The organism is Acetobacter sp. DmW_125128 (genome assembly GCF_008704325.1).
GTDB lineage: Bacteria > Pseudomonadota > Alphaproteobacteria > Acetobacterales > Acetobacteraceae > Acetobacter > Acetobacter oryzifermentans.
In genome coordinates this window covers 1-22,403 of sequence record NZ_VHOP01000057.1, presented here as the reverse complement: position 1 = coordinate 22,403, position 22,403 = coordinate 1, and the positions used below count along the sequence as shown (strand labels likewise).

At 47.9% G+C, this 22,403-nt stretch carries 18 protein-coding genes and 1 riboswitch; of the genes, 13 read left to right on the top strand and 5 right to left on the bottom strand.

Going from position 1 to position 22,403, the window contains the following annotated elements; translation table 11 throughout:
* Positions 1–6: 6 nt before the first annotated feature.
* Entirely contained in the window at positions 7–1,266 is a 1,260-nt protein-coding gene (locus FKW19_RS14250) for a molybdopterin molybdotransferase MoeA (RefSeq protein ID WP_089179125.1), read from the top strand.
* Here the strand turns inward: FKW19_RS14250 and mobB are convergent.
* On the bottom strand, positions 1,263–1,793 hold the full coding sequence (gene mobB / locus FKW19_RS14245; RefSeq protein WP_089179124.1) for a molybdopterin-guanine dinucleotide biosynthesis protein B: 531 nt from the start codon (positions 1,791–1,793) through the stop codon (positions 1,263–1,265). The two genes, FKW19_RS14250 and mobB, sit on opposite strands and share 4 nt — an antisense overlap.
* 107 nt (positions 1,794–1,900) lie before the next feature.
* On the opposite strand from mobB, the gene FKW19_RS14240 reads away from it, so the two are divergent.
* Together FKW19_RS14240 and fdhD are read left to right on the top strand one after the other, a co-directional pair.
* On the top strand, positions 1,901–2,530 hold the full coding sequence (locus FKW19_RS14240) for a molybdenum cofactor guanylyltransferase (RefSeq protein WP_089179931.1): 630 nt from the start codon (positions 1,901–1,903) through the stop codon (positions 2,528–2,530).
* Positions 2,530–3,372, top strand: coding sequence for a formate dehydrogenase accessory sulfurtransferase FdhD (gene fdhD / locus FKW19_RS14235; protein WP_089179123.1), 843 nt, complete (start codon positions 2,530–2,532; stop codon positions 3,370–3,372). The genes FKW19_RS14240 and fdhD overlap by 1 nt, the downstream gene beginning before the upstream one ends.
* 21 nt (positions 3,373–3,393) lie before the next feature.
* Here fdhD and FKW19_RS14230 read toward each other — a convergent pair whose 3' ends face one another.
* Complete coding sequence (locus tag FKW19_RS14230; RefSeq protein ID WP_063354159.1) at positions 3,394–4,005, bottom strand: glutathione S-transferase family protein; 612 nt, start codon at positions 4,003–4,005, stop codon at positions 3,394–3,396.
* A gap of 178 nt (positions 4,006–4,183) precedes the next feature.
* A riboswitch (yybP-ykoY riboswitch) is annotated at positions 4,184–4,360 on the top strand.
* A gap of 10 nt (positions 4,361–4,370) precedes the next feature.
* On the opposite strand from FKW19_RS14230, the gene FKW19_RS14225 reads away from it, so the two are divergent.
* Positions 4,371–4,961, top strand: coding sequence for a manganese efflux pump MntP family protein (locus FKW19_RS14225; RefSeq protein WP_089179122.1), 591 nt, complete (start codon positions 4,371–4,373; stop codon positions 4,959–4,961).
* A gap of 9 nt (positions 4,962–4,970) precedes the next feature.
* On the opposite strand, the gene FKW19_RS14220 is transcribed toward FKW19_RS14225, so the two are convergent.
* The gene (locus FKW19_RS14220; protein ID WP_089179121.1) at positions 4,971–5,645 is read right to left on the bottom strand and encodes a TetR/AcrR family transcriptional regulator; all 675 of its coding nucleotides are present in this window, start codon (positions 5,643–5,645) and stop codon (positions 4,971–4,973) included.
* 680 nt (positions 5,646–6,325) lie between these two features.
* Between FKW19_RS14220 and FKW19_RS14215 the strand changes: the two genes are divergently transcribed.
* From FKW19_RS14215 to FKW19_RS14185, 7 genes are all read left to right on the top strand, one after another.
* Entirely contained in the window at positions 6,326–8,023 is a 1,698-nt protein-coding gene (locus FKW19_RS14215; RefSeq protein ID WP_238331310.1) for an NAD(P)-binding protein, read from the top strand.
* Position 8,024: 1 nt separating this feature from the next.
* Positions 8,025–11,612, top strand: coding sequence for a pyruvate:ferredoxin (flavodoxin) oxidoreductase (gene nifJ / locus FKW19_RS14210; protein WP_089179119.1), 3,588 nt, complete (start codon positions 8,025–8,027; stop codon positions 11,610–11,612).
* Positions 11,613–11,629: 17 nt separating this feature from the next.
* On the top strand, positions 11,630–12,640 hold the full coding sequence (locus FKW19_RS14205; RefSeq protein WP_089179118.1) for a dihydroorotate dehydrogenase-like protein: 1,011 nt from the start codon (positions 11,630–11,632) through the stop codon (positions 12,638–12,640).
* An 8-nt stretch (positions 12,641–12,648) separates the two neighbouring features.
* Positions 12,649–13,665, top strand: coding sequence for a bifunctional enoyl-CoA hydratase/phosphate acetyltransferase (locus FKW19_RS14200; RefSeq protein WP_089179117.1), 1,017 nt, complete (start codon positions 12,649–12,651; stop codon positions 13,663–13,665).
* 29 nt (positions 13,666–13,694) lie between these two features.
* A complete protein-coding gene (locus tag FKW19_RS14195) occupies positions 13,695–14,897 on the top strand; it encodes an acetate/propionate family kinase (RefSeq protein WP_089179116.1) in 1,203 nt (400 codons plus the stop codon).
* 100 nt (positions 14,898–14,997) lie between these two features.
* Positions 14,998–16,875, top strand: a complete 1,878-nt coding sequence (locus tag FKW19_RS14190) for an AsmA-like C-terminal region-containing protein (RefSeq protein ID WP_089179115.1) — start codon at positions 14,998–15,000, stop codon at positions 16,873–16,875.
* On the top strand, positions 16,872–17,954 hold the full coding sequence (locus FKW19_RS14185; protein ID WP_006117183.1) for an AI-2E family transporter: 1,083 nt from the start codon (positions 16,872–16,874) through the stop codon (positions 17,952–17,954). The genes FKW19_RS14190 and FKW19_RS14185 overlap by 4 nt, the downstream gene beginning before the upstream one ends.
* A 66-nt stretch (positions 17,955–18,020) precedes the next feature.
* Here FKW19_RS14185 and FKW19_RS14180 read toward each other — a convergent pair whose 3' ends face one another.
* The gene (locus tag FKW19_RS14180; protein ID WP_193561123.1) at positions 18,021–18,398 is read right to left on the bottom strand and encodes a hypothetical protein; all 378 of its coding nucleotides are present in this window, start codon (positions 18,396–18,398) and stop codon (positions 18,021–18,023) included.
* A 486-nt stretch (positions 18,399–18,884) separates the two neighbouring features.
* On the opposite strand from FKW19_RS14180, the gene FKW19_RS14175 reads away from it, so the two are divergent.
* Complete coding sequence (locus tag FKW19_RS14175; RefSeq protein WP_238333241.1) at positions 18,885–19,298, top strand: hypothetical protein; 414 nt, start codon at positions 18,885–18,887, stop codon at positions 19,296–19,298.
* Complete coding sequence (locus FKW19_RS14170) at positions 19,295–20,746, top strand: PepSY domain-containing protein (RefSeq protein ID WP_089179114.1); 1,452 nt, start codon at positions 19,295–19,297, stop codon at positions 20,744–20,746. The genes FKW19_RS14175 and FKW19_RS14170 overlap by 4 nt, the downstream gene beginning before the upstream one ends.
* Before the next feature lie 75 nt (positions 20,747–20,821).
* On the opposite strand, the gene FKW19_RS14165 is transcribed toward FKW19_RS14170, so the two are convergent.
* Positions 20,822–22,093: a cation:proton antiporter gene (locus tag FKW19_RS14165; protein ID WP_370512897.1), complete on the bottom strand. Its 1,272-nt coding sequence runs from the start codon at positions 22,091–22,093 to the stop codon at positions 20,822–20,824.
* Positions 22,094–22,403 lie beyond the last annotated feature (310 nt).

Here is a 22,403-nt window from a genome sequence, read left to right as displayed (position 1 = left end):
GGCTGTATGGTTGGTTCTTTATTAGCCTCCGCCACTCCAGAACAAAAATGCACAGCGCCAGATATGGTGGGGTATGATGAAGCACAAGAACTTCTTGCCGCTTGCATGCAAAACACACCATTACTTCCAATAGAGTTTGTATCTATTGCGCAGGCAGATGGGCGTATTCTTGCAGAGGATGTAAGGGCAGTGATGCCGCGCCCAGAAGCTGATATTTCAGCAATGGATGGGTATGCCTTCCGTTGTGCTGATATGGAAAAAGCGGGGAACACAGGTCTGCCTCTTGCTGGGCAAATAGCGGCGGGGGATACGCCACCACCCTTGGGTCAAGATGTTGCATACGGCATTCTTACGGGGGCACGCCTTCCTGTAGGAGCTGATTGTGTTGTGGCGCAGGAACGCGCATCCATAACGGATGGACGTGTACATCTGCGGGAACAGGCCGCCCGAAGTGGTTTGAACATTCGGCGGCAGGGAGAGGAGTTCTGTAAAGGTGATATACTGCTCGAACACGGCCAAAAACTGGATTGGCGGCATTTACCTATATTGGTGCACCAAGGTAAGAAACAGGTAGCTGTCTATAAACGCCCCAAAATTTGTGTTGTGGCCAATGGAGCAGAATTTGGCGCAACAGCAACAGATTGCCGAACGGAACTGAATACACAGTTACTAGCAGCAATGCTGCAAAGTAAAGGTGCATTGGTCACGCGTTATGTATGTGGCTCAGACAGTGCGGAGGATTTACATAAACTCCTTTATCAGTGCGTGCAGGAAGCTGATATTCTTATCACTACGGGAGGTATTTCTGTTGGGCAGACTGATCATGTTTTGTCTGTCCTTAACCAGATGGGGGCTAAATGTCTTTTTCGACGTGTTAAAATACGTCCCGGCAAGCCCATGACAGTCATGCAGCTCGGCCAGAAAATGGTATTCTGTCTGCCCGGAAATCCAGCAGCGGCAGCTATATGTGCCCAACTGTTTGTTGTGCCATTTTTGCATTGTCTGGCGGGTGAAAAGCAGGAGGCAAATGCAAGTATAGCAGCAGAAGGGCAAAGCCGTTTTTCTTATGTTGCGGCAACAGATACAACCTGTTTTCTGCCAGTGCATTTTACAGAAAATAAGGGAGAAAACTCTATTAGCCTTGTGCCGTCTGTTGGGGCCTCTGATATTCTTTGTCTCACACGGGCTACTGGTTTTGTGAAAGTGTCGGCTGGTGAAACTCTACAGGTGGGGGATATGTGTCAGATGATACCTTTTACAAGTTAGTTTGGTAATTTGAACGAATAAGCGTGCGCACGAATATATGCTGCAATAGCCATTGTATCATTCAGATCCAGAACAGTAAGATTGTTTGGAATATTTGGTCTGTTGGAATTGTCAGATGCCACAGCAACAACCCCCGGCGTTTGCGGGAATAAAGGGGTTTTTCCTATGGTGGGCCTCCATACTTCCATGCATGTAGGCATAGTTGCATGAAAGCCTTCTATCAGTACCAGATCTACCGGTTCCATACGCTGGAGCAAATCAGCTATAGTGGGAAGGGTATTGCATTCATGCTGAAGCACCCATCGTTCAGGGGTGGCTAGCATAACTTCTGTAGCGCCATTTTGCCTGTGTACAAACGTATCTTTGCCGGGTTTGTCCATATCTACACCATGATGCGTGTGCTTGATGGTTGAGACGCGCAAACCGAGATGGCAAAAAGCAGGGAGCAACCGTGATATTAAATGCGTTTTACCGGCCCCACTGCGGCCGATAATGCCAAAAATAAGCTGCGTACGTTGAGATGTCATGTTTGCAAAACCAATAAGGCATATAAAAATCCTTTAGATTTTAGAATGTGTAAAAAGTAAAAACTAGAATCAACAAGAAAGATATTTTCAAAAAGGGTGGAATGGACATGAAAATAGCCGGACTAGTGTTGGCAGGCGGACAGGCGCGCCGAATGCATGGGCAGGATAAGGCATTTTTAGATACAGGGAATGGCTTTTCTCTAGATCGTGTTTTTGCACGGTTGCAGCAGGAATGCAGCGCCGTAGCGATTAGCGCTAATGGTGATTTTGCACGCTTTAGTGCCTGGCAATGCTCTGTTTTGCCAGACAGCATACATAATGTAGGGCCATTGGCTGGGGTGTTAAGCGGGTTGGAATGGGCAGAAAAGTGCGGTTACGATACACTCATAACAATACCGGTGGATACGCCCTTTATTCCTGTGGGGCTTGTGGCTGCACTTGTACCAGCCCCTTCGTATGCGTGTTGTGGGGGGCAATCTCACCCATTGGTGGCTGCATGGCCTGTTTCTGCCAAGCCAGTGTTGGCGGCACAGTTATCTTTCCTAACGGCGGAGAATAAAAAGCATCAAACACGAGTGCGTACACTTACCCATGTTTTGGAAGCACGTGCTGTAGATTTTCCTCTAATAGAGGGAGTGGACCCTTTTATGAATATTAACACGCCTGAAGATCTTATGCGTGCACAAAAATATTGCGCTTCTGTGTGTAAGGTTGATGCTGCAAGAGGAAATGGGTGATGGCAGAAAATATATCCTTTTCTGTAGCGCTTCCGTATGAAGCAGAGCGGATAAGCTGGCCGCAAGGGCATGAAAGCGTAGTTGTGGCGCGAGAGCACAACTCGCTTATGTTAGCAGAGGAAACACCTCTCGCGTTAATATACAATGGTATTGATTATGCGGTCATGATGATAACGCCGCATGATATAGATGATTTTATTGTAGGTTTTTCTTTTACAGAAGATATTATTTCTTCCGGTGCCGATTTACGACAAATAAAAATAACAGCACAGCCTGATAGCTTGCGGGCTGATGTGCGCGTAAATGCAGAATCCTTGCACAAGGTACTGGCACGCACGCGCCGCCCGATAGCAGGGCGGACAGGGTGTGGGATTTGTGGTGCCGACATGGAAAGCATAACAAACCGTAAAATATGTGGTGTAATAGGGCAGGAGCCTGATGCAAACGCAATCCATAAAGCATTTGAAAACTTACGAAACCATCAGGTTTTGAATAAAGGCGTTGGTATGCTGCATGCTGCCGCGTGGTGTTTGCCTAATGGACATATTGTGCATATGCGAGAGGACGTTGGTCGCCATAATGCCTTGGATAAGCTGATAGGGTATGGGCTCAGGCATCAACTAGATTTCACGCAGGGGTTTTGTTTTTTAACGAGCCGCTGTTCTTATGAGATGGCCGCAAAAGCTGTTGCTGCTGGCATGTCCGCCGTGGTGTCTCTTTCTGCGCCTACGGCGCTTGCTGTGCGTACCGCGCGTGCCGCAGGGTTGGTGTTGATTTCTCCAGCACGTACAACCGGTATGTATATGGTTTCTCCTGCCCCACAGGATCAAGAAAGTATCTAGCAGGGCAGGAGAGTTGCTGGCTTACACTAAACCTTCTGCCTTAAGGGCGGCCTGTGTGGCAGGGCGGTTAAACACTTTATCTCGTAATGCGCGTGCTTTGGGGTAAGCGGCAAGATCAATATCCAAAGGGGCGGCCCAACTTAAAATCACGGCCATAAGGGCATCAGGCTGACTAAACCCAGCAGGAAGTAAATAGTCTGTGCCATTGCTTTCTAGTAATTGCTCAAGCTGTTCCAACCGCCGGGTTACTGTTTTTTGGCAAAGTGCGCGTGTGGTATCAGGCAGATCGGGGGTGAAGAGTATACCAAAAGCACTATGCACATCTTCACAAAAACCCAGAGCTTCCAGCAGACGTGAGCGATCTAATGAGCCTTCTGCTGGCCGGAAGGCGGCAATATCAGAAAGGTTGCCAATATAGGGGAGAATAGCCACGTTTTGGGTAAGCACTACGCCGGGTGAAATTTCGATGGCAGGAACAGCACCACGTGGATTGATCTTAAGATAATCTCGACCATCTTCCAATGTCTTGGTTTTCAGGTTTACTTTTTCCAGACCGAAGGGCAGGCGTGTTTCATTTAAAATAATATGCGATGCTAAAGAGCAGGCACCCGGAGTGTAATATAATTTTATCATAGTGTTTTTGTCCTTTTTATCGAGTTGATGTCACGCAGAATTTGGCTTCAGCATACTAACGGCTATTTTTGCCCAGCGTTCACCTTCTTATTTCGAATTATCATGAATGCTTCATATGTTGCGTGAAAGCCTTCGGTTTTTCAGGCTCTTGCGGAATGTCGGCGATATTGATACAGAGGCCCCGTTCATTGGGGAGTAGCCACCCTCTGTTGCAGAGGGGTCTTCGTCAACACACTTGGCCAGCAGGCCATGGCGGAGACAGCGTTTTAGAAAAAACGCCCAGCAAGACCAACGGCATCATTGCCTCAACTGTGGCCGGGGGGCGATGCGTGCTGTTTTGCGTTTTGCGGCCCTTGGACAAGCTCATGACTGGTATTTTTACACTTGGCGTTTTGGGGCTTTCTCTTTCTGTGGATGCTTTTGCTGCTGCGGTTGGCAAAGGGGCCAGTGTTAAACACGCACGTTGGAATGATGCCCTGCGTATTGGTGCTGTGTTCGGTTTTTTTGAGGCCATTACCCCTGTTGTGGGTTGGGTGCTGGGGTTAGCTTTAAGCACTTGGATTGCCGCAGTAGACCATTGGATAGCTTTTGCACTGCTCTGCGGTATTGGCGGCAACATGATCCGCTTGGCAATGAAAGATACATCAGAAGAAGCGGCTGAAGTTGAACAGCCTAAAGCTGTAAGCCGTGGCGTGTTGGGGTTGGTTGGAACAGCTTTGGCAACCAGCATAGATGCAACAGCGGTAGGGGTGAGCTTAGGCGTTATGCAGGTGAATATTTTATCGGCCTGCTTGGTTATTGGTGCCGTTACCACGGTTATGGCAACGGCAGGGGTTATGCTAGGGCGGCATGCCAGTGTGTGGATTGGCCGCTATGCAGAGATCTGTGGTGGGATAGCGCTTATACTTATTGGCTGCTCTATCCTATACACACATCTTACCTCTGCTGCCGGGTAAGACAAAAATTTAGCCGGCAGCCGCAGCAGCAGCACGGATACCTGCCGCTGCCATACCCGCTGTAAGATGGGATGTTTGATCAATATCAACTAAAGGGTTGCGCGCAATATACAGTAACCCTTCCAGAGCTGTTGTTAAAACAGCGGCTGCAATAAAATCCATGCGTTCGGGAGATGTATTTTTCATGGGGACCAATCTGAGCAGGTTCTGCTTCAGGTCATCCAGCATTTCCCGTGTTTCACTCATATTAAAAAGCTTGGCTCTGATATGGTGCTGATTCAGCTCCAGAAAATGCGGAGCACCATGGATACTGAGAAGTTCCCGGAAAGCTGCGCACTGACTTTTCTGGAGCATTGCATCCAGATCATCTTCTTCGCTCCGTGCCTGGCGTGCTGCACCTCTTACGCGCTGCGCAACTTTTACGAGGATAATATCAAAAATGGCTTCTTTGGTTTTGTAATAATTATAGAAACTGCCCGGAGAGACATTGCTAAGAGCAACAATATCTCTAACCGTTGCTGCATCTAAGCCAATGCCAGAAAAAACTTTCCATGCCGCGCTTTCAAAGGCATCTTGCTTGAATGCGCGTGTCATTTCGCGTTTTTGAGAAGCGCGATAGGACTTTTTGGGTCTGGTTGTTGTTGGTTTAGCCTTGGTAACGGGCTTTTGCGGGTGTTCCGTCAATTTTTTACAAACTCCAGTGTCCTTCTCGCTCTTTGTTTACAGTAAAATTCCTCCGTCTGAAAGCGGCAATAAAATAAGATTAAAAAAAGAGATATTTTTTAATACATTGTAGAGGGGAGTATAATATTTTCATCAATCAAAAATCCAACATGAAAAAGAACAAACAAACAAAAAATATTATAAATTAAGTATTAAATGGGTATGTAATTTTCATTAATTATTTTAATTCTTATTATTAGTTTGTTTTTAAATAACTTTTATGGACCATGATCCGTTGTGTGATGTTCATCAAAAAAAGAGGCGGTCGTTAGGGGGTGGCACCTGCATCGTTGCAGTTTTCTTGTTCGGAGTTAAGTGTTGAAAATGAGTTTTGTGGAAAACAAAAATGAATAATACGTCAAATTATTATTTTTTAAAATACAGCACTATTTTGGTTCTTATTTTCTTTATGAATAGGAATTATTGTCGAATAATAATTTTTAATGAAAATTATTTGCAAGAAAAATAATTTAAATGAGAAGATATTTTCATCAATTTAAAGTTGACGGATTATTCGATTTTTGTCTTCCTGCACAAAGCGCATTACGGTTCACGCATGTGTTTCAGAAATCTGTTCCGTAAATGTGCGTTGCATGCGCACGGCCACTTTGAAATGGCCACGGGGTCGGGAGAGAACCTACATGACTATAAAGCTGCACGACATGACACAGGTCATGCAGGATACAACACGTAGAGGTGTTGGGAGTTCTCGATGGCAAAGACCAGTTTACAAACACTTTTTGCCGCCTTGTAACCATGCCTGTCCTGCGGGGGAGGATATTCAAGGTTGGTTGGCACATGCACAGGCTGGAGATTACGAAAAAGCATGGTACGCACTTACAGAAAATAACCCGATGCCAGCAGTACACGGCAGAGCCTGTTACCACCCATGCGAAGGTGGGTGTAACAGGGGCAGTTTGGATGATGCGGTTTCCATTCATGCTGTAGAGCGCTTTTTGGGTGATTTGGCAGTGCAGAATGGATGGCGTTTTCAGTCTGCTCCATCCACGGGCAAAAAAGTGCTGATTATAGGCAGTGGGCCAGCAGGGCTCTCCTGCGCTTATCATCTTGCCAGACTAGGGCATCAGGTTGAAATACGAGAAGCCGCAGCAGAGCCGGGGGGGATGATGATGCACGGCATCCCCGCCTACAGGTTGCCGAGGCAGCCTCTGAAAGATGAAATTACCAGAATAACGTCTATGCCGGGCGTTACGCTGCGATGTGGTGTGCGGGTTGATGATATTTCTCAAGCGCGTCAGCAAGGCGGGTTTGATGCTGTGTTTGTGGCCGTAGGGGCCCAGTTAGCCAACCATCTGAATATTCCAGCAACAGATGGTAAAAAACTGGTGGATGCCGTGAACTTGCTGGATGATGTGAGCAAAGGTGAAAAACCCCAGTTGGGCCGCAGTGTTGCCATTGTTGGCGGGGGTAACGTGGCAATGGATGCTGCCCGTACAGCAGAACGTTTGGGCGCCAAAGATACGGTTCTGATTTTCCGTTATGATCCCAAGCACATGGAAGCCTTGCCAAGCGAAGCAGATGCAGCCTTTGCAGAAGGGGTTAAAATTGAATGGTTAAGCGTTGCAGACCATTTTGGTGCAGATGGGGTCACAGTTGAAAAAGTGACCATGAACCCAGATGGCAGCGTAACCCCAACGGGGCAGACAACACATTTGCCAGCGGATGCAGTGGTTATGGCCGTTGGAGAGCATAGTGATCTGGCTTTGCTTAAAACAGCGCCAGCTATCACCATAAGTAAGAGTGATACGGTTGCTGTAGATACCTCAACGCTCATGACAGGGCAGGATGGTATTTTTGCTGGGGGAGATTGCATAGGTGGCGCACGCACCATGACAACCGCAACAGGTCACGGTAAGCTTGCGGCACGTGCCATAGATGCTTATTTGGCCGGGCGTCATTATATGCACCCTGCGGCACATCCGCTTGTCTCATTCGATATGCTGCACTTGCCAGATTACGCACAGGCAGACCGAAGCAAGCAGCCCGAGCGCCCCTTAACGGAACGGGCCGGGTTTGATGAAATATTCGCCGGTTTGGATGAAAAAACAGCACGTTATGAAGCCGGTAGATGCCTTTCCTGTGGCAATTGCTTTGAATGCGACAATTGTTATGCCTCTTGCCCCGAACAAGCTATTACGCGGCTAGGGCCGGGGAAGGGATATGCGGTTGGCATGGACCTGTGCACCGGTTGCGCAGTTTGCGCAGAACAGTGCCCTTGCCATGCCATTGAGATGAACCCTGAACCAGTAGAGGCCACGCCAACAAAGGGAAGTTTGGGTGAGCCAACTATGCCTACACGCTTCAAGGTGCGTGCATAAAATGGAGAATGTCATGGCTCAACAACTCCAGACAATGGATGGCAATACATCTGTTGCGCATATTGCTTATCGTGTGAACGAAGTTTGTGCGATTTACCCCATTACGCCGTCTTCCCCTATGGCAGAGCTTGCAGATACGTGGTCTGATCAAGGCGTGCAGAATATTTGGGGGGAAGTGCCCGTTGTACAGGAAATGCAGGCAGAAGGCGGCGCTGCTGGGTGTGTGCATGGTGCTTTGCAAACCGGGGCACTTACCACAACTTTTACGGCCTCTCAGGGTCTCATGCTCATGCTGCCCAACATGTTCAAAATTGCAGGTGAGCTCACATCAACTGTGTTCTATGTGGCAGCGCGCGCATTAGCTGCGGGTGCGTCCTCTATTTTTGGTGATCATCAGGATATCATGGCGGCCCGTACAACAGGGTTTGCTATGCTGGGCGCGGGGTCTGTGCAGGAATCTCACGATCTGGCGCTGGTTGCACAGGTCGCCACTTTGGCTGCACGTATTCCTTTTATCCATTTTGCAGATGGCTTCCGCACTTCGCACGAATACAACAGCCTTTCTATGGTGTCGGATAATGTTATCCGCCAGATGATAGATGATCGGCTGGTGTATGCGCATCGGCAAAGGGCGCTTAACCCGGAACATCCGTTTATCCGCGGGACGTGGCAAAACCCGGATACCTATTTCCAAACCAGAGAAGCGGTTAATCCGTTTTACGAGCGTGTACCTGCCATTGTGCAGGAAGCCATGGATAAGTTTGCATCGCTAACAGGCCGTCAATACGATCTGTTTCATTACACAGGTGCGCCAGATGCGGAACGTGTGGTTATTTCCATGGGGTCTGGTTCTGAAGTGGTGCGGGAAACTGCAAAATGGCTGAACGCGCATGGCGAGAAAGTGGGGGCGTTGCATGTGCGCCTGTTCCGGCCATTTTCTGCGGAGCATTTTTTAAAAGCCTTGCCAGCAAGTGTAAAATCTATTGCCGTGCTGGATCGGACAAAAGAGCCCGGCGCCCCTATGGAGCCTTTGCATGCAGATATTGTGGGTGTGCTGGCAGAAGGGGTAGGGAATGGCCAGTTCTCGCATATGCCGCGCGTAATTGGTGGGCGCTATGGGCTTTCCTCGCGTGATTTCAGCCCGGCTATGGCGCGAGCCGTTTTTGATGAATTGAAGAAGCCCACATCCAAAAATCATTTTACGGTGGGGATTATAGATGACGTTTCCCATACTCATCTGGAATATGATGAAACTTTTGACATAGAACCAGAAAGCACAGTGCGCTGTCTGTTTTATGGCCTTGGTGCGGATGGCACAGTTGGGGCTAATAAGAACAGTGTTAAAATTCTAAGCGAAAAACCGGGCTGGTATGCTCAGGCTTATTTTGATTATGATTCCCATAAATCTGGGGCAGAAACAGCATCTCATCTGCGGTTTGGTAAATCTCCCATTCAGGCACCTTACCTTATCCGGCATGCTGACTTTGTAGCCTGCCATAAGTTCGATTTTCTGTTCAGGCGCGATATTCTGGGTGCTGCTAATAATGGAGCTACTTTTCTGCTGAACAGCCCCTATGCAGCTGATAAGGTTTGGGAGCAACTGCCGCGTAAAGTGCAGGATCAGATCGTTAATAAAAAACTGCGGTTTTTTGTAATTGATGCCTCAGACGTTGCGCTTAAGCTTGGTTTGGGGCCACGCATTAATACTATTTTGCAAACATGCTTCTTCCATCTCTCCAACGTTTTGCCATCTGATGAAGCTATTACAGAAATTAAAAAGTCTATTCAGAAAACATATGGCGCAAAGGGTGATAGTATTGTGCAGCTTAACTTCCGTGCAGTAGATGCCGCTGTAGCGGCGCTGCATGAAGTTGCTGTGCCCGCCAAGGCTGATGGCACATTGCCCATGCCGCCGGTTGTGCCTCCATCAGCGCCATTGTTTGTGCAGCAGGTGACTGCAGAAATTATGGCGGGCAGGGGCGAGAGTATTCCTGTAAGTCATATTCCGGCAGATGGCACTTTCCCCGGTGGTACAACGCAGTACGAAAAGCGAAATATTGCCGTAGAGGTGCCAATCTGGAACCCGGATACATGTATCCAGTGCGGCCAGTGTAGTATTGTATGCCCCCATAGTGTCATTCGTGCCAAAACTTACGAAGACAAGGATCTGACAGGCGCTCCAGCAAGCTTCAAATCTGCTCCGGTGAATGCCCGTGGTTATCCAGATGCCCGCTTTACACTCCAGTTTTATGTGGAAGACTGCACAGGCTGTGGTGTGTGTGTTGAAAACTGCCCGGAAATTAGCCCAGATGGTAAAACGCGTGCCATCAACATGGGAGAAAAATTGCCTATTCTGGAACAAGAACGTGGGAATATTGCGTTTTTTGAACACCTTCCAGAAGTAAACCGGGCAGCCATTAACGAAGCCAACGTACGCGGCGTGCAGTTTTTGGAACCTCTATTCGAATTCAGCGGAGCATGCGCAGGATGTGGTGAAACACCTTACCTGAAACTGATCTCCCAACTGTTTGGAGATAGGTTGCAGATTGCCAACGCCACAGGTTGTTCGGCCATTTATGCGGGAAATACTCCAGCACATGCATGGAAATCCAACGCCCAGGGGCGTGGGGTTGCTTGGTCGAACTCCCTGTTTGAAGACAATGCAGAATTTGGCCTTGGCTTTCGTCTGGCCGCAGATAAGCAGGAATCTTTGGCACGGCAGTTGTTGCAAAAACAGGCTCAGGTCGTGGGGCAGGATCTGGCAACGGCTATCCTGAATGCGTCCCAGATAACAGAAAGTGAATTTGCGCTACAGCGTGAGCGCGTAGGCGCGCTGCGTAGCAAGTTAGAGGGTGTAAACACGCCTGATGCCGCCATGTTACTTTCTGTGGCAGATTTTCTAATCCGACGTTCTATCTGGATTGTTGGAGGCGATGGCTGGGCGTACGATATTGATTACGGCGGCCTAGACCATGTGTTGGCACAAGGGCGCAATGTAAACGTGATTGTGCTGGATACGGAGGTGTACTCCAACACGGGCGGGCAATCCTCCAAAGCAACACCGCTGGGTGCCTCTGCCAAATTTGCGGCAGGTGGCAAACGTGTGCCGCGGAAGGATCTGGCCTTGCAGACCATTGCTTACGGCAATGTGTATGTGGCCCAAATTGCACTAGGGGCTAATCCGGAGCAGGCTATTATCGCAATGCGAGAAGCAGAAGCGTATGAAGGGCCATCTCTTATTCTGGCGTATTCGCAGTGTATTGCACATGGCATAGATATGCGCACAGGTATGAAGCAACAGGCACGTGCCGTGGCATCGGGGTATTGGCCGTTGTTCCGTTTTGATCCCACCATGCGCAAAAGTGGGCTTAATCCGTTCCGGCTTGATTCAACCCGCCCACGTATTCCACTGGAAGATTATGCGTATCGGGAACTGCGCTACAAAACGCTTACTCGCACGCATCCACAAAGTGCCGCGCATTTGTTGCATCAGGCGCAGGCGGCAGCCAATGAGCGCTACCGGATTTACGAAGATATGGCTGCCCGTGATGGCAGCCGCTTCCTTCCGCATTGGGAAGATGTGAACTGAGGCGATACGGGAGCATTATGGTCATGGATATTCGTACACACTATCTTGGGCTGGAATTGGCCCATCCCGTTGTAGCTTCTGCATCTCCTTTAACGGCAGATCTGGAAGGCATTTTGCGCGTGGCAGATGCCGGGGCTTCTGCCATTGTTATGGCCTCTGTGTTTGAGGAAGACATTCGAGCGCAGGAACTGGCAGAAGCTGCTTTGTGGGAAACGGGAGAAAACTCTCATCCAGAAGCGGCAGGGTATTTTCCTGTCATGCCTCATGCTTCTCCGCTGGATGGAAGGCTGGCTGTGTTGCGCAGTGCGTCAGAAAGGGCGGGCGTGCCTATTATTGCCAGCCTTAATGGCTGTACACCAGCGGGTTGGCTGCGTTTTGCCAAGGATATGGAGCAGGCGGGGGCATCCGCAATAGAGCTGAACTTCTGGCATATTCCAACCAATCCGGATGAAACAGGCGCACAGGTGGAAGAACGTTGCATACAGATATTACGGGATGTACGAGCACAGGTTAAGGTTCCAGTCAGCGTTAAGCTTTCTCCCTTTTTCAGCTCACTGGGCAATATGGTGAAGCGATTATCGGAAAACGGAGCGGATGGTATAGTTCTGTTCAACAGTTTTTATGAGCCGGGGTTGCGTTCCTTAACAGATAGCGCAGAGGTGGATTTTATTCCCAGTTCTGCTTACGAATTACGGCTTCCGCTGATGTGGGCTGCGCTGCTTTCAGAACATTGTCAGGTTGATTTGGCCATTTCTGGTGGCGTGCATTCTGGTACGGATGTTGCCAAATGCCTGCTGGCTGGGGCTGACGTAGCGATGGTGACATCCGTACTGTTGCAGCAGGGGCCGAGCTATATCTCAACCCTTCTGGAAGAACTGCGTGAATGGATGTCTGTGCAGAAACTGGGGTCTGTAAAGGAGTTTAAAGGGCGCATGGCAGCCAGAGGCACAGCAACCCAAGCTGAAGATTTTCTGCGCACGCAGTATAGGCACATTTTATCTGCTCATTTCACTGATATTGCCGGATAATTGTGAAGATGAATGATATGCACAAGATCCTTTCCAGCAAGACGCAGACTTCACAATATGCGCATGATACTGCGGAAATGCCGGGCAGTGCAGCGTCAAGCAGCCATCAGGCATTTGAGCAATTGGTCTCACGCGCTGTTCAATTGCCGGGGCAGGTACCTGTCGGTATTGTCTGGCCGTGTGAAGAACACGCCCTTGAAGGTGCAATGGATGCGGCACAACGGAATATTATAGAGCCTGTCTTGATAGGTGATAAAAGCGCAATCGTATCTGTGGCACAGGCAAGTGGTATTGCATTGGATAAGGCTGTTTTTATTGATGCCACAACACCAGCAGAAGCTGCCCAGAAAGCAACGGCTTTGGTAAGGGAAGGGCGCGTAAAAGCGTTAATGAAAGGCAGCCTACATACAGATGTTTTTATGCATGCAATTGTTGAGGCCGAGAGTGGTTTACGCACCAACAGGCGTATTAGCCATGTTTTTGTATTGGCTGTACCCGGGTATAAAGATTTACTGTTTGTAACAGATGCAGCCATCAATATTTTCCCGGATCTGGATGTAAAGCGCGATATTGTTCAAAACGCGATAGACCTACACAACGGGTTGGGTTTGGGTGCCCCACGCGTTGCTATTCTTTCTGCGGTGGAAACGGTTAATTCCAAAATACCCGGAACAGTTGATGCTGCATGTTTATGCAAGATGGCAGAACGCGGGCAAATACAAGGGGGTGTTTTAGACGGCCCTTTGGCGATGGATAACGCAGTAAGTATTGAGGCTGCAAAAATAAAAAACATTGTTTCACCGGTAGCAGGACGTGCGCAAATTCTGGTGGCCCCGGATCTGGAATCCGGTAATATGCTGGCAAAAAACATGATTTTTATGTCTGGCGCAGATTCCGCAGGCATTGTTTTGGGGGCAGCCGTTCCCGTATTACTCACCAGTCGAGCAAACAGTGTACAGGCGCGTCTGGCTTCCATAGCCATTGGGGCGCTTTATGCTCATCATCTTGCTGGTGGGCAGGGCTGAACGTCGCCTTATAACAAGGAAAAGTATCCGTGCAGGATGTAGTTGTTGTTTTTAATAGTGGTTCTTCAAGCCTGAAGCTGACGATTTATGCTTTCTCAGGCACGCGAGATCCGCAGGTTCTGCTGCACGGAGAAATTGAGGAGTTTCCTGATTATTCTCAATTTACGGCCAAAGATGCGGAGGGGAAGCTTCTTGTGCAGGAAAGATGGCAGGAAACGGGATTGTATATTTTTAGCCATCTTTTCCATTGGTTTGAGCAATATTCCGGCCAAGGGCAGGTGCGGGCTGTAGGGCATCGGATTGTGCATGGCGGGGCAGAATTTCTGCAACCCGTTAAAATTACGCTGGATACGCTTAAGCAATTAGACAAACTTACACCGTTTGATCCGCTGCATCAGGCGGCCACGTTGGCCCCTGCAAAAGCTATTTTTGAAAAGCGTCCTGATATTTTGCAGGTGGCCTGTTTTGATACCACCTTTCATCAAACTATCCCGGAAATGGCACGACTGTTACCACTTCCGCGCCGTTATGCAGATCGCGGCATTCGTCGTTACGGGTTTCATGGCATTTCATACAGCTATATTGCGGGCCAATTGGCAGAGGTTGATCCTAAACTGGCGCAGGGGCGTACTATTGTTGCGCATCTGGGAAGTGGTGCGAGCTTGTGTGCGTTGCAAGCAGGCAAAAGTTTGGAAACAACCATGGGGTTTTCTGCTCTGGATGGGTTGATGATGGGGACACGCTGCGGGGCGATAGATCCGGGCGCATTGCTTTACATGGTTCAATCTGAAAAAGCGGATTGGAAAACCTTGGTTAGCACGCTTTATCATCAATCGGGGCTTTTGGGAGTTTCGGGCATATCGTCCGATATGCGCATTTTGCGTGCAACATTGGCGCAAAGTCAGGATGCTGTCCAGCGTAAGAATATTTCAGAAGCGCTCAGGTTGTTTGTTTATAGGATTGTACAGGAAATTGGAGCATTAACTGCCATTATGGGTGGTTTGGACGGCATAGTTTTTACCGCAGGTATTGGTGAGCATGATCAGAATTTGCGTGCCGATGTGTGCGAGGCGTTGGCATGGATGGGTGTGCAGATTGATGAAGCCGCCAATGCAGCCCATGCGCGGGTTATCAGCGGAGCAGGTAGTAAAATAAAAATTTGTGTCATACCTACAAATGAAGAACTACAAATCTACCGCAGTGTTCTTCCTTTTCTTGATACAGAAAAATAGATTTAAATATATTTCTGGTTTAGAGAAATATATTTCCATAGAATTTTTTATAATATTTCTGCATTCTACGTCCTCATAAAGGATTGGGAAAGGTACTTGTATGCCCCGTTGGGTATGGTTAGCCGGAAGTGTTCTGGCCGTTTCTACTGTGGCTATTGGCGTGCTGCTTGCTGGCCTTCCACACTATAATCTGGCGCATATTGCTTCAGATAAAATAAGTGCGTCACTTGGACGAAAAACCCAAATAGGGGCATTGCATGTGCGCTTTGGCCGGTGGATTACGGTGGATCTAGATAATCTGCATCTGGCCAATATCCCCCAAGGTAGTCGTGCAGATATGATAAGTTTGAAGCATCTGCACGCTCAAATCCTGCTTAGTTCCTTATTAAATGGGCAAATGCAGGCGCGAGATGTGAAAATTGATGGATTTTCGGGCTTGTTCGAGCGTACGCCTACGCGCGAACCCAACTGGAGGTTTGGTAAAAAGGCATCTTCTGCGCCAGCCAAGCCAAAGGAATCCAGTGGCAAAATATGGTTTCCCGGCCTGCGTGATGCAGCCATTACGGATAGTGAGGTTATTTACCGTTCAGCGCATGGGCATAACTATGTAACAGGCCTGAAGGCAGTTGCCCTGCACTCAACAAGTGACACCGCGCCATTGGTGATGAACGTTAACGGGGCGTATAATGGCACGCCCGTAACATTGCAGGCCAATATGCAGCCGATAGATGTTTTGCGCCAAGCGGGTAAGCCTTATGGAACAGATATTCACGCGGCATCAGGGGATTTATCTCTGCATCTTAACGGCACCATGACAGATCTATTTGATTTTGATGGTATTGATGCAAAGCTGGATTTGCAGACAGCAACATCTCGCCCGATCATGGCTTTTGCTGGCGAAGCTGATAGCAAGATTACGCAACCTGTTACGCTATCGGGGCACTTTACGCATAAAGGGGATGTTTGGCATCTGGATCATACAACTGGTTCGCTCAATGAAAGTCCGATTAGCACTGCGGATGTAACATTTACAGAAGGCGCGAAAGGGCAACCTGATAAGGTTGCTGGTTCCATGGCGTTTTCCCGCCTAAATCTGAATGCTCTTTTGGGAAGCCCGTCCGAAAAACCCAAAACGTCTACGAGCGGTATTGATGTGCCGCTGTTGGTGCCTTTACACCCTGATCCGCTTATTAATGTTACACTCGCGGCAGATACGGTGCTGTATAATAAGCTTGTTTTCAATCAAGCCCAAATCAGCGTAAGCCAAATGCCAGGTCGGGTGGATGTGAACTCCATGAAAATGAATTGGCTTGGAGCCAGTATTCAGGCTTCCGGGCACTTGTTGGCTGGTCAGAAAGGCACGCGCGTACAGGCTACAGTAAATGTAGATAATGGGGATATTGATCAGTTTCGTAAGCAGGCAGGTTTTTCACCTTTTCCGGTGGGCGGAAAGCTGAATATTAGCGTCCTTACGCATGTAGATAATATCCAGACTTTAAACGAAGCCTCGCGCCAGGCCAATGTCACGGCGGCAGTGGGCATGAACACAGGAACAATCTCTCGCGAAGTGATGGATATTGCGACAACAGATGTTGGCGCTCTCTTTCGCCAAAGCAAAGGCAAGGCGAGTGTATCATGCCTGTTGGGAGCGCTCAAAATGCAACAAGGTAAAGGTGTTGTGCAGCCATTACGTATAAAATCGGATGCAGGTAGTATTGTGGGAAAAGCCGAGTTTGATTTGAACAAAAAAGCATTTGAATTGGTTTTTGCCAGCAATGGTGCCAAAGGCATGTTGGCAATGGAAATTCCCGTTATGGTGAGCGGCTCTTTTAGCAACCCACATGTGGGGCTGGCCAAATGGTCTGGCCGCGGACGAGAGCTTTTGAAAGAAGCAGACATGGCATCCTTTTTACCCCCTGAACTGAAAAGCTTTACGGCTGGTTCGGCCTGTAGTCATGGGATGAGCGTAAAACAATGATACCAGAGACATCTGTTTCCGAACAAAAGCCTGAACTTGCTACAGGAACGCGGCCTGTGCTGGTGGCTTTGTTTGCCTGCACCCTTGTGCTGGGGGCAGTGTGGATTTTAGAACCTTTTATTCCCGCTCTTATTTGGGCGGGCACCATTGCTGTAACCATGTGGCCATTATTGCTGCGGTTGCAAGGCTGGTTACATGGTAGCCGTAAAATGGCTATTTCCTGCACGCTTCTGGTTGCTCTGGCCTTATTTGTTCTGCCATTCTGGATGGCAGTTTCTACAGTGGTGAAGCATGCTGATGCGTTCAGTAATATTATTCCCTACATTAAATCTCTAAAATTACCCGATCTGCCAGAAAAACTGCTCCATTTGCCTATGGTGGGTGAGTATCTGGGCAAATGGTGGCAACATCTGCAAAACATGAAGCCAATGGATATTGTGCAGCAGGCTGTGCCGCAACCAGACCAGATTATGCATTATCTTATGTCTTATGCGGGCAGTATTGGTATGCTTGCAGTGCAGTTTTTGCTTACTCTTATTATACTTACAGTGTTTTTGGCAAAAGCTGAATATCTGATTACAACATCAGAAAGGTTGGTAGGAACGTTATCTGGCAAGCGTGGGCAGAATATGCTGGAGCTGGCCGTGCGGACTATCAGAGGGGTTGCATTGGGCGTTACCCTTACCGCCATTGTTGAAAGTTTGGTAGGGGGTGGTGGTATGTACCTTACAGGTGTGCCATGGGCCAGCATTCTTACGGCTGTTACCTTTATGGCCTGTTTATTGCAAGCAGGGCCGGGGGTTACTCTTTTTCCGGCAGTAATCTGGGTTTACTTTGATAAGGGAGTGATGCCAGCAATTGTTCTGCTTGCCATAACTTTTTTAACTATCTTTCTAGATAACATGTTGCGGCCTTATCTGATCCGTAAACAGGCAGACGTTCCATTAGTTCTTATCATGATGGGCGTTATTGGCGGATTAGCGGCCTTGGGTTTGGCCGGTATTTTTGTTGGACCGATGATCCTTTCCATTACTTATACATTGATCAAGCAATGGATGGAAAGTAATCAGGAAGCCTGATTTTAAAATCGAATAACAACCCCAATATCTTAATAAGGATACAAGATATTGGGGTTTATTTAAGATTTATTTATTTGGCTTTGTGGTGAATACACAAGCGCCCAGAATAATCATAACAATCTGCAAGATACCGCTCTGCACCGCATCCTTTTTATCCTGATGTTGAACAGCTTTACGGCTACGCACACCGGCAATCCCGTGGCTGGCAATAAGGCTAAGGCCTAACCAGGGGCGGTATGTTTTGCCCCATCCATCCTTATGCAGTAGACAAAAACCTAGAATACCAACCAGACCAGCAGAGCCCATGGTGGCGAGATGGACGGATTTTTCTTGGCTATCCAGTTCCTTATCCTTGCTACATGCTGCCATAGCTGTCCATGCAGCGCTCAGGCCTATGGCGCTAACTTTAAGTGCTGGGAATATACATTTTTTAATAAGGCTCATGTAAATACATCCTTTTAGCATAATTTTGACCTACTAAAATTTGGGGCTTTGATGCGGCATTTACAAGATTATCAAAGATACCCTGCTATGGCCTGAGAACAAGGCAGGTGGGAAGGTTGCTCCATGAAGGAGGGGAGTAACGGATAACTGCAAAAAATTATGTTGATAATGATTCTTAATAATGTATTTGTGCAACGAGTTCTCCTTTAACTTGTCTGAAAGATAGCGTGGCTTTTCCGCATGAGGTTCATGGCTTTATATAAATGCATACATGGGGCAAGCATAACCATATTTTTTCAGCCCGATCGCAATATTGAGGGGCAGCATGTTGCCTGAATACGTGATGTGGATTGCAACAGGAGCCACTGTTTTGGGGTGCTGTATGCTTTATGCCACTTGCCAGAATCAATATGTATTTACGGTTCCTTTGCGCCCCAAAGGTTTGTTCAGAATGGCGGGGTGGGCAGTGCTGGTGCTTTCTTTTTGTTGTCTTTGGCAGATCAAAAGCGTAGCAACTGCATTATTCATGCAAATACTGTTGATGATGCTTGTATGGCTTCTGTTTCCATTTGCTGTTGCTTTGCTGAGGCAACGGTAGGCATTATGCGTAAATATACTTACACAAGCCAGAACTGGTTTGCCAAAGTTACTGCGGCTGTCGTGCCGGGTAATATTCTTACATTTGGCCTTGTTGGGGTAATTGGCGTTCTCTCTCATGTAGATAGTGACCCAAGAACGGCATCTGCTCAGTTTTTAACATGGCTCACGGTTTTGCTGTGGTGCATTATTTTACCAACCTGCTTTTTGTTTTCTAACGGCAGGCGGGCTTGGAATTACCTATCCATATCTGCCTTATGTGTCTGGGGCCTGTTTTTTGTTTTAAGGGGCCTACAGGCATGAAAATACGCGCAGATATTGTACAAATGTATCGGGATATTCATAGTTGGGTGGGTATTCTGGCAGGGTTGTTTCTTTTTGTGGCGTTTTATGCTGGAGGCATCAGCGTTTTTGAAGGGCCTCTTCAAAACTGGCTCACAAAGCCAGCGGCTTTGCCTGCACCAGTAACTGTGCAGCAGGTGCCAGATCTGATGCAAAAAGCATTCGCAGCTTACCCAGAGGCACAGCAGGAATATACGGTTGTACTGTCGCCCACCGCTTCTTTGCCTGCTAGGCTGATGTGGCCCGTAAAGGCCGGGCAAAGGCATGCTGGACCAGTGGATATGATAGCGGCCTCACTAGATGCACAGGGGCATCTGGTTACAGTAAGACACAAGCCATCTGAAGTGGCGCATTTTATAGATGAGCTCCATGAAAATGTGGGGCTACCCGTTTTTATGCCCTACAGCAGATGGTTCATGGGCAGTATTGCGCTGTTGTATGCCGTTGCGCTGGTATCTGGTGTGATTGTGTTTTTGCCTATGCTGGCAAAAAATCTCTTTGCCTTGCGGCTGGTCAAGGGGGCATGGAAGAAATGGCTGGATATTCATAATCTTCTAGGCCTCTTTAGCCTGCCTTTTCATGTGGTTATTGCTCTTTCATCCGTGCTTTTTGCTTATCATGGTGTCATCCATAATGTGCAAACCATGATGTTTTCTGCTCCGGCGGCTATTCATGATCATCACTTACACGTACGCAATATGAATCATGAGCAGGTTGCGCAGACTTCTATAATGCCTCTTGCTCCGGCAGATATTGTGCAAGCGTTGCAAAAGCAGGCTCCGGGATTTGTGCCAGATGTTTTAGATTATGCCTCAACAGATAAAGCGCAACAGACTTTACGCGTAATCGGGCATGATGGGCACTATATGATGCGTGGCCCGGCGGGTGGCCTTGCCGAACTTGATCCGGCTTCTGGAAAAATACTTTCCACAGAATATATGCCGGGGCTCCAATCTGAATCCTTTAGTATTTTAACCGCCTTTTTTGCACTACACTTTGGAAGTTTTGGTGGAAATACAATTAAGTTTGGATATTTGATATTGGGTTTTGTAGGGGCATTTCTTTTCTATTCTGGCAACAGATTGTGGCTGATATCGCGGTATCGAAAGGAGCAGAAAAACGGAGCAACAGAGCCTGGAGCGGGTACAAAATTTCTTACGTGTTTAACATATGGCAGTATTTTTGGATGTATTTCCGGCATTTCTGTTCTTATCAGCACAGCGCTTTTAACACCTTATTTCGGAAGTTATTTAAGTGTCAGCCTTCTCTATTATGTTATTTTTTGTATCTGCCTTGGGGGAGCTTTTATAATGCCAGATACAGCGCGCATACGTGTATTGGGGATGTGCGCTGTTATAACAACCCTTGCCATTCCTTTAATTTATGTTTGTAAATGTTTTGTATTTTAGATTTGTGAAGCTGCTGGTGTATATACACCAGCAGCGCGCATTGCATTTTTGGCCTCTACCGCAGGAGGTATTGGTTTAACGCGGCGCCAGCAGGCGGAAAAGTGGCCCGGTTAAAACGGTGGAAACAACTGCCAGCACCATTAAAGATGCAAAAGCAAAATCAGACAACATACCCTGTTCATGCAAAATAGTGGCGGCAACAATTTCCATCAGCCCTTTGCATTGTAACAGCGCTCCAATACCCAAGGCTTGTCTGGGTTTAAGCCCCGGAGTAGGCGGAAACACATAAACTGCGCCAATCTTGCTCAGAATGGAAATACCAACCAGAGCAAAAGACGCAATAATGGAAGGCCATGTCAGGGCATCTCCGTTTATTCGTAGCCCGCTATGGCCAAAGAACATTGGCGCCAGCCAGATAAGAGCAAACGTTCCAACCTGTTCTATGGGCAGGCGTCTTACCCAACTGGGCGGCATGATTGCACCGGCAAAATATGCGCCTATCAGTTCGTGCAATCCAAGCTGCATGCTGGCCCATGATCCGGCAGCCAAATAAATAGGAACAGTGACCCAGATAACCCATGTGGGAGGGTGACGAAAATGGCGAGAGGCCCAGTTGCCAGCAGAAGCCAGCCCAACCAGCAACGCAACGGCCAGAAACTCCAGCCCTGTCCAGCTATGCAGAGCTGCGGTGCCTCTATGAGCAAACTGTAAAACAGCAAGGCCAACCCATAAGGCAGCATCATCCACCACAGCAAGCTTAAGTGCTAATTGCCCCAACGGACGTTGGGACGCATCAAGTTCTCTTACAACACCAATCAGAACCGGGAGAGCGCTTACGGAAATGCACAAACCGATAGACGCTGCGGCAATAAGAGGTGAGGCCAGAGGAGCTTGCCATCCATGCAAAGGCAGAAAACAGGTGTAGGCCAAGATGGCCCCGAGCAAGAAGGGAATACCTAAAGCAACGCCCGCACCGGCTAACAGACGACCGAGGGTAGGGGAGGCAATGGCATGAACAGATGTATCACCCTCAGGGTGCTGCCACATTTCCAAGCCAGCAGTAAACGCTAAAACCAATACGGCAACCCACCCAATGGTATCACCATAAGAAGAGGGAATGCCCAGTTCTTTTATGGGAGCGTGCCATACAGCCAGCAGAATGCCAATAAGGATAGGTAATACAACAATAGGCAATGCTTTGTGCAGAAGGCGCCACAGCACCCAAGGAAGGAAAACAAAAATTGTGGCATCTGTGAAAAGCGATGTCATTGCTGTGTCGTTCCGTCCTTTGTTGTTGAAGAGTGATCCTTTGTAATCGAAAACCAGGATGGTATGCAAATTGCGCATATCAGTAAGTGTTGATATGTTTTATATGCGCAGGTTTGTGATGCATTGCAACAGCATATGCATAAGGAATATATCAAAACTATATTATAAATATAGATATTTGTAATATATGTAAAGCACATAAGTATTTCAGTTTATTCGATTTTTGGAAAATTTTGTAAATACATAATGAATTTGCAAATACCATTATTTCATAATGGGTGCAAAAGTTTCTAACCAACGCACTAGGCTCAGGACTCATTCTTTGAGATAGAAGATGACGCTTGCTGCGATATGGATTGCAGACATGAAGGTATGAGCGCACCGGTCA

Bases quoted from the DNA above. Each gene is read 5' to 3' on its own strand.
- FKW19_RS14205 (WP_089179118.1), top strand. From the start codon at position 11,630: ATGGTCATGGATATTCGTACACACTATCTTGGGCTGGAATTGGCCCAT.
- FKW19_RS14240 (WP_089179931.1), top strand. From the start codon at position 1,901: ATGAAAATAGCCGGACTAGTGTTGGCAGGCGGACAGGCGCGCCGAATG.
- FKW19_RS14190 (WP_089179115.1), top strand. From the start codon at position 14,998: ATGCCCCGTTGGGTATGGTTAGCCGGAAGTGTTCTGGCCGTTTCTACT.
- FKW19_RS14230 (WP_063354159.1), bottom strand. From the start codon at position 4,005: ATGATAAAATTATATTACACTCCGGGTGCCTGCTCTTTAGCATCGCAT.
- FKW19_RS14200 (WP_089179117.1), top strand. From the start codon at position 12,649: ATGAATGATATGCACAAGATCCTTTCCAGCAAGACGCAGACTTCACAA.
- FKW19_RS14180 (WP_193561123.1), bottom strand. From the start codon at position 18,398: ATGAGCCTTATTAAAAAATGTATATTCCCAGCACTTAAAGTTAGCGCC.
- FKW19_RS14185 (WP_006117183.1), top strand. From the start codon at position 16,872: ATGATACCAGAGACATCTGTTTCCGAACAAAAGCCTGAACTTGCTACA.
- FKW19_RS14165 (WP_370512897.1), bottom strand. From the start codon at position 22,093: ATGCGCAATTTGCATACCATCCTGGTTTTCGATTACAAAGGATCACTC.
- FKW19_RS14250 (WP_089179125.1), top strand. From the start codon at position 7: ATGGTTGGTTCTTTATTAGCCTCCGCCACTCCAGAACAAAAATGCACA.
- FKW19_RS14225 (WP_089179122.1), top strand. From the start codon at position 4,371: ATGACTGGTATTTTTACACTTGGCGTTTTGGGGCTTTCTCTTTCTGTG.
- fdhD (WP_089179123.1), top strand. From the start codon at position 2,530: ATGGCAGAAAATATATCCTTTTCTGTAGCGCTTCCGTATGAAGCAGAG.
- nifJ (WP_089179119.1), top strand. From the start codon at position 8,025: ATGGAGAATGTCATGGCTCAACAACTCCAGACAATGGATGGCAATACA.
- mobB (WP_089179124.1), bottom strand. From the start codon at position 1,793: ATGACATCTCAACGTACGCAGCTTATTTTTGGCATTATCGGCCGCAGT.
- FKW19_RS14170 (WP_089179114.1), top strand. From the start codon at position 19,295: ATGAAAATACGCGCAGATATTGTACAAATGTATCGGGATATTCATAGT.
- FKW19_RS14215 (WP_238331310.1), top strand. From the start codon at position 6,326: ATGACTATAAAGCTGCACGACATGACACAGGTCATGCAGGATACAACA.